Raw genomic sequence first — 12,792 nt, forward strand, 5'->3', positions numbered from 1 at the left:
AGTAACCATAGCGTGTATTAGTGCACCAGCATGCCGGTGAGCCAGTACGCCTGGGCCAGCGTGATCAGGCCAACTATGGTGGCGAAGAACAGGCTGTGCTTGAGGGTGAAGCGGAACAGGTCAGACTCTTTACCCACCAGACCGGTCGCGGCACATGCCACTGCGATCGATTGCGGGGAAATCATTTTGCCGGTCACACCACCGCTGGTATTGGCGGCAACCATCAGGGTGTCGCTGACGCCGATCTGGTGCGCGGTAGTGGCTTGCAGCGAGCTGAACAGGGCGTTGGACGAGGTGTCGGAACCGGTCAGGAACACGCCCAGCCAGCCAAGGAATGGCGAGAAGAACGGGAATGCCGCGCCCGTACCTGCCAGCACCAGGGCCATAGTGGAAGACATGCCCGAGTAGTTGGTAACGAAGGCAAAGGCTAGCACCATACCGATGGACAGGATCGGCCAGCGGAGTTCGTAGAGGGTCTCTTTTAAAGTGGTAAGACCAGTCTTGATGTCGATTTTCAGGATCAGCATCGAGATCAGCGCGGAGAAGAAGATCGCGGTGCCAGTGGCTGAAATCGGGTCAAGTTTGAATACGGCTGCAATGGCTGTCGGTGCGTTGACGATCGGTGCCGTCTTGATCACCAGTTGATCAAGGTGCGGGATCGCGAAGTTGAATACCCAGCCGTACATCGAACCACCGGCGGAGAACATGGCCTTGAACGGTTTGAGGGTCCAGATGGTGACCAGCACGGTCAGGATCAGGAACGGCGACCACGCCTTGAGGATCTGTATCAGGCTGTAAGGCGAAGCCATCAGGTTGGTCGGCTTGCCGAAACCACCTGCACTGGCGGTGACGGTTACGTCCGACGAAACGCCAGCGATCTGAGCGCCAGCGGTGCGTTTTGGTTGCCACACTTTGAGGAACAGCGTCAGGCTGACCAGGCTGGCGAGGGCCGAGGTGATGTCCGGCAGTTCCGGGCCAATGTAGTTCGAGGTGTAGTACTGGGTGATGGCGAAGCTCAAGCCGGCCACCAGGGCTGCGGGCCAGGTTTCACGCACGCCGCGCAGGCCATCCATCATGAAGACCAGCCAGAACGGTACGAACAGCGACAGCAATGGCAACTGACGGCCAGCCATGGCGCCGATCTTGAAGGCGTCGATGCCGGTCACCTGACCTGCAACGATGATCGGGATGCCCAGAGCGCCAAAGGCCACCGGCGCGGTGTTGGCGATCAGGCACAGGCCTGCTGCGTACAGAGGGTTGAAACCCAGGCCTACGAGCAGTGCGGCAGTAATCGCTACCGGGGCACCGAAACCGGCTGCACCTTCAAGGAATGCACCGAAGCAGAAGCCGATCAGCAGCACTTGCAGGCGCTGATCGTCAGTGATCGACAGTACGGAACTGCGGATGATTTCAAACTGGCCGCTCTTGACGGTCAATTTGTAGAGGAACACCGCGGCAACGATGATCCAGGCAATCGGCCAAAGGCCATAGGCAAATCCATAGCCCGCTGCTGCGAAGGCCATGTCGACAGGCATCTGGAAGGCAAAGATGGCCACCAGAATCGACAGGCCCAGGGTAATGCTGCCTGCGACGTGACCTTTGAGGCGGAACACGGCCAGGGCCAGGAAGAAGAATACGATCGGGATAACGGCCGCGAGAGCGGACAGGCCGAGGCTGCCGAGCGGACTGTAGAGCTGTTGCCAGGTTTGCATATGGGGTGGCCCCTAATTGTTATTGGTTGATGCTACGATTGCATTTGGTATATTGGTATTACCAATTTACAGTCGCTGTTGGCTAGGTTAAAAGCCTTATGTGGCATGTGTCAATTTGCCGCCTCACAATCTTTAGTCGAGGTGCTCGTCGTCGGGGCATCTGCCCGGGGTTTCAGGCGGTGTTCTGGTGGGTGTGTGAGTGGCGCTAATCAGCGAGAATAGCGGCCCCCGGCGCGTGGTCGGGAGGGTGGAGAGCAGTTATGGGGTTTGATCAGATTCGTCAGCGCCGTTTGTCGGACGATATTGTCGAGCAGCTTGAGGGGATGATCCTTGAGGGCACGCTGAAGTCGGGTGAGCGTTTGCCCGCCGAACGTGCGCTGGCGGAACAGTTTGGCGTGTCGCGCCCGTCGTTGCGTGAGGCGATCCAGAAATTGTCGGCCAAGGGGCTGCTGGTCAGTCGCCAGGGGGGCGGCAATTATGTGGCGACATCGCTGGGCTCGACGTTCAGCGATCCCTTGCTGCAACTGCTCGAAAGCAACCCCGAAGCACAGCGCGATCTGCTTGAGTTTCGTCACACCCTTGAGGCTTCGTGCGCTTTTTACGCCGCATCCAGAGCCACCGAGATGGATCGCGAGCGACTACGGCTGGCGTTTGAACGATTGCAGGATTGCTATGCGCGGGTTGATGAGGTCAGTCGCTCGGAAGAGGGAGAGGCGGATGCGAGCTTCCATCTGGCTATCGCTGAGGCGAGCCATAACGCGGTGTTGTTGCACACGATTCGCGGGCTGTTCGATCTGCTCAAGCGCAACGTGGTGACTAACATTGGCGGGATGTACAAGCAGCGCAGCGAAACGCGCGACATGCTGATCAGTCAGCACCGCGAGTTGTACCTGGCGATTATCGAGGGCAGGGCGGAGGACGCCCGGGAAGTGGCGAGCCGCCATTTGGTGTACGTGCAGGAGGTACTGGAAGAAGTGCGTCAGGAAGTGCAGCGCATGGCGCGGGCCGAGCGGCGTAATGGGTTGTAAAGGTTAAGGCAAAACTTGTGGGAGCGGGCTTGCTCGCGATTGCATCGATGCGGTTCTACTGAAAGACCGTATCGCCTGCATCGCGAGCAAGCCCGCTCCCACAAGAGCAAGGGTGAAAGAGCTAGTCTTCCTTGCCCTTGTTGCGCACTGCGCGCTGCAACTCGCGGTCAGAATCACGCTCGCGCTCGGTATGACGCTTGTCGTATTCCTTCTTGCCTTTACCCAGGGCAATTTCGCACTTGATCAAGTGCTTGCTCCAGTAAAGCGAGAGGCAGACGCAGGCGTAACCCTTCTGCTGCACTGCGGCAAACAGCTTTTCCAGCTCGCGCTGGTTAAGCAGCAGTTTGCGGCTGCGCGTCGGGTCGGCGATGACGTGGGTGCTGGCAGTCGTCAGGGGTGAAATATGGCTGCCGAGCAACCATGCTTCACCATCCTTGAGCAGCACATAACTGTCGACCAGTTGTGCCTTGCCTGCACGCAGACTTTTTACTTCCCAGCCGGCCAGGACCAGACCAGCCTCGAACCGATGTTCGATGAAGTAATCGTGTCGCGCTTTTTTATTCTGCGCGATGGTCCCTGTAGGGTGTTTCTTCTGTTTAGCCATAGGGCCGGCATTATAGGCAGTTGCGAGCGTGTCGGCTACGGGCACCTGCGTGCTTGAGCACGTAGGTTGATTCCCGGACAATGCGCCCTCTTTTTTTAGTGGTTGGGCGTAGTAACGATGTCGACAGACAAGGTTTCTGTCCACGGCAGTTGGGCAAGCCGTTGGGTCTTTATTTTCGCTGCGACCGGTTCTGCCGTGGGTTTGGGCAGTATCTGGAAATTTCCCTATATGGTTGGCGTCTATGGCGGCGGCGCATTTGTATTGGTGTTTTTGGCCTGCATCGCGCTGATTGGTGTGCCGGTCATGTTGGCTGAAACCCTGATCGGGCGGCGTGCGCGGCTTAGTCCGGCGAATGCCTTGAAGGTGTTGGCGGTAGAGGCCGGGCACTCGGGGCGTTGGTCGTGGGGGGCTTTTGCCGGGATGATTACGGCGCTGCTGATTTTATCTTTCTATAGCGTGGTGGGCGGTTGGTCGCTGGATTACATCATTAATATGGGCAAGGGTGATTTTCAGGGCGCGACGGCCGCTCAGGTCGGTGAGTACTTTGGTGGCGTGATTTCCAACCCGTGGAGGCTCACTTTCTGGCACACCGCGTTTATGTTGTTGTCGGCGTATGTGATTGCCAAAGGCGTGGTGGCGGGGCTTGAGCGCAGCCTGAAGATCATGATGCCGTTGCTGTTTGTGCTGCTGCTGGTGTTGCTGGGTTACAGCATGACCACAGGGCACTTTATGCAGGGCGTGCATTTCATGTTCGACTTCAACCCTGATCGCGTGCTCGATGGTTTGCTGGCGGCGATGGGACATGCCTTCTTTTCGCTGAGTGTGGGCGTGGGCTCGATCATGATTTACGGCGCGTATATGCCGAAGAACGTATCGATTTCCGGAACTGTCGTGGGGGTCGCCCTGATCGACACGTTTGTCTCATTGCTCGCCGGGCTGGCATTGTTTCCAATTGTCTTCGCGTCGGGACTTAACCCTGGCGAAGGGCCGGGGTTGATGTTTGTGACCTTGCCTTTTGCCTTCGGCAATGTGGCGTTTGGTCAGTTGATGGGCGTGGTGTTTTTCGTTCTGGTGGCAGTGGCCGCCTGGAGCTCAGCCATTTCATTGCTTGAGCCGATGGTGGCTTATCTGGTGGAACGGACCAAGGTTCGACGCTTGTGGGTCACGTTCTGGCTGGCGTTCAGTTGCTGGTTTGTTGGGCTGGGCACGGTGTTTTCGTTCAATATCTGGAAACAGGCCAAGTTTTTCGTGAGTGAAGACTCGGGTTTTCACCTCTATCAATGGGGCGCTGCAAGCGGCCTGGACTTCTTTGGTGTCGTCGATTTCTTCACCTCGCGTATCATGTTGCCTTTGGGCGGGCTGTGCTTTGTGGTCTTTGCAGGCTGGATCATGGGGCGCGGTGCGGTTCGCGACGAGTTGTCGATGCGTAGCCCGGTGTTGTTCGCCCTGACTCTTTTTTTGATGCGCTATGTGGCGCCACTCGGCATTCTGATTGTGTTTGCCGCCCAGCTGTGGAAGTAACGCTGACATGACTACCCATATCCAACGCTCCGCTTTGTTGCCTTATCCAGCCCAGGCTCTTTATGACCTGGTGAATGATGTTGCGAGTTACCCGCAATTTTTGCCGTGGTGTTCGTCTGCCGAAATCCTGGAAAGCACTGAGGTGCTGATGCGCGCCAGCCTGGGTGTGGCGAAGGGCGGCCTGAGCCAGCACTTCGTGACCTGCAATACGCTGGTGCCGGGTCAATCCATTGAAATGAACCTGGAAGAAGGCCCGTTTACCAAGCTGCACGGCATGTGGGTGTTCAAACCGTTGGGTGAGAAGGCCTGCAAGATCAGCCTGGACATGACCTTCGATTACGCCGGGGCTATCGTCAAGGCGACCCTGGGGCCTTTGTTCAATCAGGCGGCCAACACGCTGGTGGATGCATTCTGTCAGCGTGCCAAGCAGTTGTATGGCTGAGCTCATGATTGACGTAGAGGTGGTGTATGCCGCTGTTGATCGTCAGTGCCTGCTGACTGTGGTTGTACCCCAGGGTACGACCTTGCGGGCTGCGGTTTTGGCGTCGGGCATGGGGCGTGAGTTTCCCGAACTCGATCTGGCGAATTGCCCGGTGGGGATATTCGGCAAGCAGGTCGCAGAGCCTGAAACCCGGGTGTTGCAGGCGGGCGATCGCATTGAGATGTATCGCCCGCTGCTGGCCGACCCTAAAGAAATTCGGCGTCAGCGTGCGGCTAAAGCTGCCGAGGCCAAGCGTCTGAGTCAGCAGTGAGCAGTGAGCAGTGAGCACTTTTATAGCAGGCAACAAAAAGCCCGGCATGCCGGGCTTTTTTGTGCCGAACGCTTATTGTTCGGTTGTGTCCAGAGGTTCTGGCGTAGGAACCGGTACGGTTTCAACACCGTCTACGTCCTTCTGGATTTGATCAAGCAACGAACCAGGCTTGGCTGGAACTTCGCTCTTCTCGACTGGAGCTTCAGTGGCCGGTTCGGTCACGTTTGTGCCGCCGGTTTTGCCGAGAATGGCTTCGTCGCGGCTTACACCAGGCTTGAAGTCGCCTGACAAGCTTACGAGCTGGTCATTTTGGTTGAAGAACACGCTGACGCGTTCCTGTTGGCGTTCACCGCCGCCGGGCTGCAGGCTATACAGGTAATCCCAGCGATCAGGGTGGAATGTATCGGTCAGCAGGGCGTTGCCCATGATAAACCGCACTTGCCGACGGGTCATTCCCGGGCGTAACTGGTTTATCATGTCCTGCGTGACGACATTGCCCTGTTGGATGTCGATTTTGTAAACCCCGGGGAATGAACAACCGGCGAGTGCGAGCAGTCCCACAAAGGTGAAACTGGTTAGCAAGAGCTTGGTGTTTTGCATCGGTGGGCGACTTCCACTATCTTGGCTGGGACAACGTAAACGCCGATCATACCCGTATTAAGAGAAGCTGCGAAGCCGCTTCCGCGAGAAAGCTAACCATGGTTGAAAATAGCGAACTACGTAAGGCCGGACTTAAGGTGACTCTGCCACGAGTCAAAATTCTACAGATGCTTGACTCTGCAGAGCAGCGTCACATGAGCGCCGAGGACGTTTACAAGGCACTTATGCAAGCAGGCGAGGACGTCGGTCTGGCCACGGTTTACCGTGTGCTGACCCAGTTCGAGTCAGCCGGGCTGGTGATTCGCCATAACTTTGATGGCGGTCATGCGGTCTTTGAATTGGCTGATGCTGACGGCGGCCACCACGACCATATGGTCAACGTGGACAGCGGTGAAGTGATCGAGTTTTTCGACGAAGACATCGAAAAACTGCAGCACGCCATTGCAGCCAAGCACGGTGTTGAGTTGGTGGATCACAACTTGGTGCTGTACGTGCGCAAGAAGTCCAAGTAAGCATGTCACGCGAGCTACGGTTCGCGAAACGATCGAAGGCGGCCCTAGGGCCGCCTTCGTGCTTTCTGATATCGGTCTTTTGATAACCGTTCGTCGTTAAGCCGCCAGATTCTTTGCAGTGACGACCATTTTTTTGGCGTGGGCCAAGGATTCTTTGGTCAGGTCGACACCGCCGAGCATGCGTGCAACCTCTTCTACGCGCTCTTTTTTGCTCAATTTGGCCACGGCAGTACGGGTGGTATCGCTCTCGCGGACCTTGTGTACAAAAAGGTGTTGATGACATTGGGCAGCCACTTGCGGCAAGTGAGTGACTGTCAGTACCTGGCCTCGCTCGCCAAGGCGGCGTAGCAGTTGCCCCACGATTTCGGCCGTCGGGCCGCCAATCCCGACATCCACTTCGTCGAATACCAGAGTGGGTACGCGGGATGTTTGAGCGGTAATTACCTGGATGGCCAGGCTGATACGTGACAGCTCACCGCCAGAGGCAACTTTGGCCAATGCCTTGAGTGGCTGGCCGGGGTTGGCACTTACGAGCAGTTCGACCTGCTCCAGGCCTTGAGGCATAGGGTCATTGCTGCTCTGTGGGCGCAGTTCAATCACGAAACGGCCACCGGGCATGCCAAGACGCTGTATTTCTTCTTCAACGGCACTGCTCAGGCGCGTTGCAGCCTGGCTGCGCAAGTTGCTGAGTTCGCGTGCGCACTCATGATAGTGGCGGGAATAGGACGTCAGCTCATTGGCCAGGCGTTCGATGTTCTCGTCGTTGGCGTTGAGGGTTTCGAGTTCATCCAGCAGTTTTTGCTGCAAGGCAGCCACTTCGGTGGGTTGCACGCGGTGTTTGCGCGCCAGTGTATAGATGGTGTCGAGCCTTTCTTCCAGGTACTGCAGTCGGCCTGGATCAGCATCAAAATGGTCGATAAAGCGATTGAGCTCGCCCACGGCTTCTTCGACTTGAATTTGTGCGCTGGCCAGCAGATCGGTGGCTTCGCCCAGTGAGCCCGAGTTGTTGTTGATGCTTGAAAGGCGATTGAGGCTCACCGTCAGGGCATTGAGCACGTTGCCTGAGTCGCTTTCGCTGCATTGCTCCACCACCTGGCGGCATATGGTCAGCAAGGTTTCGGCGTTGGTCAGGTTTTTGTGTTCCTGTTCCAGTTCTTCCAGTTCGTTCTCGCCCAGGGAAAGGGTTTCAAGTTCTTCGAGCTGGTAGCTGAGCAGTTGATGGCGCGAGCGCTGTTCATCGCCGGAGTTGGACAGGTGTTCAAGCTCTTGCCTGGTCTGGCGCCAGCGTTGCGCGGCCAATTGCACCTGGCGGGCAAGGTCGGTGGCGCCGGCGAACTCGTCGAGCAGGCGGCGGTGGGTATCGGGTTTGAGCAGCGACTGGTGCTCGTGCTGGCTGTGGATATCAATCAGCAGCTCGCCCAGGGCCTTGAGGTCGCCTTGGGGGCAGGGGGTGCCGTTGATGTAGCTGCGCGAGCGGCCTTCGGCAGTAATGACTCGGCGCAAGATGCACGGGCCTTCACCTTCCAGATCGCGCTCGGCAAGCCAGGCCCGGGCTTCTGATATGTCTTGCAGGTCGAACGTGGCCAGGATATCGGCCTTGTCGGCTCCCGGGCGGACAACACCGCTGTCTGCGCGGTCCCCTAGTGTGAGGCCCAGGGCGTCGAGCATGATCGATTTGCCGGCACCGGTCTCGCCAGTGATTACACTCATCCCGCGATCCAGTTCGAGATCGAGATGTTCAACGATGGCGTAGTTGTGTACGGACAGGTGCACCAGCATAGGAGCTGCTCCAAAACGTAATGTCTGGTTATTTATACAGTGTTTTGTTTCGTGCTGACAATGGCTGTGCTTAGTTCGATTTGCTTGTTTTTTTGGATTTTTTAGCTCGATTTTGTTTTTTTGCAGGTAACGCCAGGGGGCTCTAACATCTATTTTCTGGTTTTCAGGCTCTTGAACCTGAGAATTGCGACCCCATATACCTTGGCAGAAGCGCGAGTCGAGCTCGCGGACGAAGTTTGAAAGGAGAAATCTATGGCAGACGAACAGACTATGGATACGCAGAACCAGGACGCCAACCAGGCCGCCGATGTAGCAGGTGAAGATTTGGCAGCCCGTGTGCAGGTGCTTGAAGAGCAGCTGGCAGCCGCTAATGATCAGGCTCTGCGCGTAGCTGCCGATCTGCAGAACGTTCGCCGCCGCGCTGAGCAGGATGTTGAGAAGGCTCACAAGTTTGCGCTGGAGAAGTTCGCTGGCGACCTGTTGCCGGTGATCGACAGTCTGGAGCGCGGTCTTGAGCTGTCCAGCCCGGACGATGAAAACATTCGTCCGATGCGCGAAGGGATCGAACTGACCCTGAAAATGTTCCAGGACACCCTGAAGCGTTATCAGCTGGAAGCGATCGACCCGCACGGCGAGCCCTTCAATGCCGAGCATCATCAGGCGATGGCAATGCAGGAAAGTGCTGACCTGGAGCCAAACAGTGTGCTCAAGGTGTTTCAAAAGGGTTATCAGCTCAATGGTCGCTTGCTGCGCCCGGCTATGGTCGTAGTCAGCAAGGCGCCAGCGCCGGTTTCGCCATCGATTGACGAAAAGGCTTGAAATCGGCCGCAAGGCCCCCATTTAGAAGTCAAGCGTTAAGCAATGCCGCAGTTGGTCATTACTGCTGCGGCAACAAAATTCAAATTTAGGGAGAGTAAACATGGGCAGAATTATCGGTATTGACCTCGGGACCACCAACTCGTGTGTTTCGGTTCTGGAAAACGGTAAAGCAAAAGTTATCGAAAACGCAGAAGGCGCGCGCACTACGCCGTCGATCGTTGCGTACGCCAATGATGGCGAAATTCTGGTTGGCCAGTCGGCCAAGCGTCAGGCAGTGACCAATCCGCATAACACCCTGTACGCGGTGAAGCGTCTGATCGGTCGTCGCTTTGACGAAGAAGTCGTACAGAAAGACATTCAGATGGTTCCGTACAAGATCGCCAAGGCTGACAACGGCGACGCTTGGGTTGAAGTGAACGGCCAGAAAATGGCTCCGCCACAGATTTCGGCTGAAATTCTGAAGAAAATGAAGAAAACCGCCGAAGACTACCTCGGCGAGCCAGTGACTGAAGCGGTCATTACCGTTCCGGCCTACTTCAACGACAGCCAGCGTCAGGCAACCAAAGACGCCGGCCGTATCGCGGGTCTGGACGTTAAACGCATCATCAACGAACCAACCGCAGCTGCTCTGGCTTACGGTATGGACAAAGCGAAGGGCGACCACACTGTCATCGTTTATGACTTGGGTGGCGGTACTTTCGACGTGTCGGTCATTGAAATTGCCGAAGTTGATGGCGAGCACCAGTTTGAAGTGCTGGCAACCAACGGTGACACGTTCCTGGGTGGTGAAGACTTTGACATCCGTCTGATCGACTACCTGGTTGACGAGTTCAAGAAAGAAAGCGGCATGAACCTCAAAGGTGACCCGCTGGCGATGCAGCGTCTGAAAGAAGCTGCTGAAAAAGCCAAGATTGAACTGTCTTCGAGCCAGTCGACTGACGTGAATCTGCCTTACATCACTGCAGATGCCACCGGTCCTAAGCACTTGAACGTGAAGATTTCCCGCGCCAAGCTGGAATCGCTGGTTGAAGACCTGGTTCAGCGCACCATCGAGCCTTGCCGCATTGCTCTGAAAGACGCTGGTATCGACGTTGGCGCGATCAACGACGTGATCTTGGTCGGTGGTCAGACTCGTATGCCGCTGGTACAGAAGCTGGTAACCGAGTTCTTCGGCAAGGAAGCACGTAAAGACGTGAACCCGGACGAAGCTGTTGCAATGGGTGCTGCCATCCAGGGCGCGGTATTGGCCGGTGATGTTAAAGACGTTCTGTTGCTGGACGTGAGCCCGCTGACTCTGGGTATCGAAACCATGGGCGGTGTAATGACTGCTCTGATCGAGAAAAACACCACGATTCCTACCAAGAAATCGCAAGTGTTCTCGACTGCTGACGATAACCAGGGCGCTGTGACCATTCACGTACTGCAAGGTGAGCGTAAGCAAGCCGCACAGAACAAGTCGTTGGGCAAGTTCGACCTGGCCGACATTCCACCAGCTCCACGTGGCGTGCCTCAGATCGAAGTAACCTTCGACATCGATGCCAACGGCATCCTGCACGTAAGTGCAAAAGACAAGGCGACTGGCAAGTCTCAGTCCATCGTGATCAAGGCTAACTCGGGTCTGTCCGAGGAAGAAATCGCTCAGATGGTTCGTGATGCCGAGATCAATGCTGAGGAAGACCGCAAGTTCGAAGAGCTGGCAGCTGCACGTAACCAGGGCGACGCACTGGTTCACTCGACTCGCAAAATGATCGTCGATGCTGGCGACAAAGTAACCGAGGAAGAGAAAGCTGCAATCGAAGCTGCTGTAGTTGCACTTGAAGCTGCTGTTAAGGGCGACGACAAGGCTGCTATCGAAGCCAAGGTTGAAGAGCTGTCCAAGGTGTCTGCTCCGGTTGCACAGAAAATGTACGCCGAGCAAGCGAACCCGGCAGACGCAGCGGCCAAGCCAGCTGATTCGGCTGAAAAAGCGGACGACGTTGTCGACGCTGAGTTCGAAGAAGTAAAAGACAACAAGTAATCAGCTTGTTTGTCGGCCAGTTGACCGCGCTTTAGCGGTGACTGGTAGGATGTCGCCGCGCGGGAGCTTGCTCCCGCGTTGGCGTGTCTGGAGTAAAGGAATTTTTACAGCATGCGACAAGGTCGAATGCTGGCGGTTTGGTCTGGATCTTTCTTGTTTTCCGGCCAGAGGTAACCGCTCCTGTCGGCCAATGCATTGGCTGTTAAACAGAAACCAATATCGTTGAAAAGACGTGAGTCGGGTCTGATCCTTTTCGGGCTTGGCGGGTTTGGCGAGGCTCGGGAGGGTTTTGTCGAACGTCCTTGAGAGTGCAAAGAATTATGGCAAAGCGCGACTATTACGAAATATTGGGTGTTGAACGCACTACGACTGAGATCGAACTGAAAAAAGCTTATCGCCGACTGGCGATGAAGCATCACCCGGACCGCAATCCGGATGACAAGGCCTCGGAAGAACTGTTCAAGGAAGCTAACGAAGCTTACGAAGTTCTGTCGGACTCCAGCAAGCGTGCGGCCTACGATCAATACGGCCATGCCGGTGTTGATCCGCAAATGGGTGGCGGCGGTGCTGGTTTTGGCGGCCAGAACTTCTCCGATATTTTTGGCGATGTGTTCAGCGATTTCTTTGGTGGTGGCCGTGGCGGCTCCCGGGGCGGTGCTCAGCGTGGCAGTGATTTGCGCTACACGCTGGAGCTGGATCTGGAAGAGGCCGTGCGCGGTACCACGGTCAATATCCGCGTTCCGACGCTGGTCAACTGCAAGCCATGTGACGGCTCGGGCGCCAAGAAGGGCTCTTCGCCTGTGACCTGTACAACCTGTGGCGGTATTGGTCAGGTGCGCATGCAGCAGGGTTTCTTCGCTGTTCAGCAGACTTGCCCGCGTTGCCATGGTCAAGGCAAGGTCATCTCTGATCCGTGTGACAGCTGCCGTGGCGAAGGCCGTGTAGAAGAATACAAAACCCTTTCCGTGAAAGTCCCTGCGGGCGTTGATACCGGCGATCGCATTCGTCTGTCGGGCGAAGGCGAGGCGGGTGTACAGGGTGGGCCGACTGGCGATCTGTATGTAGTGATCGATGTGCGCGAGCACGCGATTTTCCAGCGCGACGGCAAGCATTTGTTCTGTGAAGTGCCGATCAGCGTGGCTGATGCCGCATTGGGCGCAGAGCTTGAAGTGCCAACGCTGGATGGTCGGGTCAAGTTGAAAGTCCCTGAAGGTACTCAGACTGGCAAGCAGTTCCGCTTGCGTGGCAAGGGCGTTGCTCCGGTGCGTGGCGGTGGTGCAGGCGATCTGATGTGCCGCGTTGTAGTTGAAACTCCAGTCAAGTTGAGTCGTCGTCAGCGTGAACTGATGGAAGAGTTCCGTACCACGCTGGAAGGCGATAGCTGCCATTCCCCAAACGCCACGGGCTGGTTTGAAGGCGTGAAGCGTTTTTTCGGCGACCTGTAAGGA

Annotated in this window: 12 protein-coding genes; 8 read left to right on the forward strand and 4 right to left on the reverse strand. The window is 56.5% G+C overall.

All coding sequences use genetic code 11. The annotated features are described in order from the left end of the window. Nucleotides 1-17 precede the first annotated feature (17 nt). Nucleotides 18-1,712 carry a lactate permease LctP family transporter gene (locus KO536_RS16115; protein WP_219262432.1) on the reverse strand — a complete coding sequence of 565 codons (1,695 nt, stop codon included), beginning with the start codon at nucleotides 1,710-1,712 and terminating at the stop codon, nucleotides 18-20. A 260-nt stretch (nucleotides 1,713-1,972) separates the two neighbouring features. Here KO536_RS16115 and KO536_RS16120 point away from each other — a divergent pair, with 260 nt between their 5' ends. Continuing rightward, nucleotides 1,973-2,740, forward strand: coding sequence for a GntR family transcriptional regulator (locus KO536_RS16120; protein ID WP_133078313.1), 768 nt, complete (start codon nucleotides 1,973-1,975; stop codon nucleotides 2,738-2,740). A 121-nt stretch (nucleotides 2,741-2,861) separates the two neighbouring features. Here KO536_RS16120 and smpB read toward each other — a convergent pair whose 3' ends face one another. After that, the gene (gene smpB / locus KO536_RS16125) at nucleotides 2,862-3,344 is read right to left on the reverse strand and encodes an SsrA-binding protein SmpB (RefSeq protein WP_048362119.1); all 483 of its coding nucleotides are present in this window, start codon (nucleotides 3,342-3,344) and stop codon (nucleotides 2,862-2,864) included. A 117-nt stretch (nucleotides 3,345-3,461) separates the two neighbouring features. On the opposite strand from smpB, the gene KO536_RS16130 reads away from it, so the two are divergent. The 3 genes from KO536_RS16130 to KO536_RS16140 are packed head-to-tail and all read left to right on the forward strand — an operon-like array spanning nucleotide 3,462 to nucleotide 5,617. Beyond that, nucleotides 3,462-4,865 carry a sodium-dependent transporter gene (locus tag KO536_RS16130; protein ID WP_219262433.1) on the forward strand — a complete coding sequence of 468 codons (1,404 nt, stop codon included), beginning with the start codon at nucleotides 3,462-3,464 and terminating at the stop codon, nucleotides 4,863-4,865. 7 nt (nucleotides 4,866-4,872) lie between these two features. After that, entirely contained in the window at nucleotides 4,873-5,307 is a 435-nt protein-coding gene (locus KO536_RS16135; protein WP_019825884.1) for a type II toxin-antitoxin system RatA family toxin, read from the forward strand. Beyond that, nucleotides 5,300-5,617 (forward strand): RnfH family protein, encoded by a 318-nt coding sequence (locus tag KO536_RS16140; protein ID WP_219262434.1) that lies wholly within the window; start codon nucleotides 5,300-5,302, stop codon nucleotides 5,615-5,617. Before KO536_RS16135 ends, KO536_RS16140 begins: the two co-directional genes overlap by 8 nt. A 72-nt stretch (nucleotides 5,618-5,689) precedes the next feature. Here the strand turns inward: KO536_RS16140 and KO536_RS16145 are convergent, their stop codons facing one another. Beyond that, nucleotides 5,690-6,217, reverse strand: coding sequence for an outer membrane protein assembly factor BamE (locus tag KO536_RS16145; protein WP_048352541.1), 528 nt, complete (start codon nucleotides 6,215-6,217; stop codon nucleotides 5,690-5,692). A 98-nt stretch (nucleotides 6,218-6,315) separates the two neighbouring features. On the opposite strand from KO536_RS16145, the gene fur reads away from it, so the two are divergent. After that, on the forward strand, nucleotides 6,316-6,729 hold the full coding sequence (gene fur, locus KO536_RS16150) for a ferric iron uptake transcriptional regulator (RefSeq protein ID WP_019825889.1): 414 nt from the start codon (nucleotides 6,316-6,318) through the stop codon (nucleotides 6,727-6,729). Nucleotides 6,730-6,825: 96 nt separating this feature from the next. Here the strand turns inward: fur and recN are convergent, their stop codons facing one another. Further along, entirely contained in the window at nucleotides 6,826-8,508 is a 1,683-nt protein-coding gene (gene recN / locus KO536_RS16155; RefSeq protein WP_219262435.1) for a DNA repair protein RecN, read from the reverse strand. Nucleotides 8,509-8,760: 252 nt separating this feature from the next. Here recN and grpE point away from each other — a divergent pair, with 252 nt between their 5' ends. The 3 genes from grpE (at nucleotide 8,761) to dnaJ (ending at nucleotide 12,789) form a co-directional block, all read left to right on the forward strand. Continuing rightward, entirely contained in the window at nucleotides 8,761-9,327 is a 567-nt protein-coding gene (gene grpE / locus KO536_RS16160) for a nucleotide exchange factor GrpE (RefSeq protein ID WP_133078309.1), read from the forward strand. Between the two features lie 100 nt (nucleotides 9,328-9,427). Beyond that, nucleotides 9,428-11,344: a molecular chaperone DnaK gene (gene dnaK / locus KO536_RS16165; RefSeq protein WP_019825894.1), complete on the forward strand. Its 1,917-nt coding sequence runs from the start codon at nucleotides 9,428-9,430 to the stop codon at nucleotides 11,342-11,344. A 320-nt stretch (nucleotides 11,345-11,664) separates the two neighbouring features. Next, nucleotides 11,665-12,789: a molecular chaperone DnaJ gene (gene dnaJ / locus KO536_RS16170; protein WP_019825896.1), complete on the forward strand. Its 1,125-nt coding sequence runs from the start codon at nucleotides 11,665-11,667 to the stop codon at nucleotides 12,787-12,789. Nucleotides 12,790-12,792 lie beyond the last annotated feature (3 nt).

The organism is Pseudomonas sp. NKUCC02_KPG (genome assembly GCF_019345465.1).
In the GTDB taxonomy this organism is placed as follows: Bacteria; Pseudomonadota; Gammaproteobacteria; order Pseudomonadales; family Pseudomonadaceae; genus Aquipseudomonas.

Excerpts from the sequence above, each read along its gene's own strand:
- KO536_RS16115 (WP_219262432.1), bottom strand. The coding sequence starts at position 1,712 with ATGCAAACCTGGCAACAGCTCTACAGTCCGCTCGGCAGCCTCGGCCTG.
- KO536_RS16120 (WP_133078313.1), top strand. The coding sequence starts at position 1,973 with ATGGGGTTTGATCAGATTCGTCAGCGCCGTTTGTCGGACGATATTGTC.
- smpB (WP_048362119.1), bottom strand. The coding sequence starts at position 3,344 with ATGGCTAAACAGAAGAAACACCCTACAGGGACCATCGCGCAGAATAAA.
- KO536_RS16130 (WP_219262433.1), top strand. The coding sequence starts at position 3,462 with ATGTCGACAGACAAGGTTTCTGTCCACGGCAGTTGGGCAAGCCGTTGG.
- KO536_RS16135 (WP_019825884.1), top strand. The coding sequence starts at position 4,873 with ATGACTACCCATATCCAACGCTCCGCTTTGTTGCCTTATCCAGCCCAG.
- KO536_RS16140 (WP_219262434.1), top strand. The coding sequence starts at position 5,300 with ATGGCTGAGCTCATGATTGACGTAGAGGTGGTGTATGCCGCTGTTGAT.
- KO536_RS16145 (WP_048352541.1), bottom strand. The coding sequence starts at position 6,217 with ATGCAAAACACCAAGCTCTTGCTAACCAGTTTCACCTTTGTGGGACTG.
- fur (WP_019825889.1), top strand. The coding sequence starts at position 6,316 with ATGGTTGAAAATAGCGAACTACGTAAGGCCGGACTTAAGGTGACTCTG.
- recN (WP_219262435.1), bottom strand. The coding sequence starts at position 8,508 with ATGCTGGTGCACCTGTCCGTACACAACTACGCCATCGTTGAACATCTC.
- grpE (WP_133078309.1), top strand. The coding sequence starts at position 8,761 with ATGGCAGACGAACAGACTATGGATACGCAGAACCAGGACGCCAACCAG.
- dnaK (WP_019825894.1), top strand. The coding sequence starts at position 9,428 with ATGGGCAGAATTATCGGTATTGACCTCGGGACCACCAACTCGTGTGTT.
- dnaJ (WP_019825896.1), top strand. The coding sequence starts at position 11,665 with ATGGCAAAGCGCGACTATTACGAAATATTGGGTGTTGAACGCACTACG.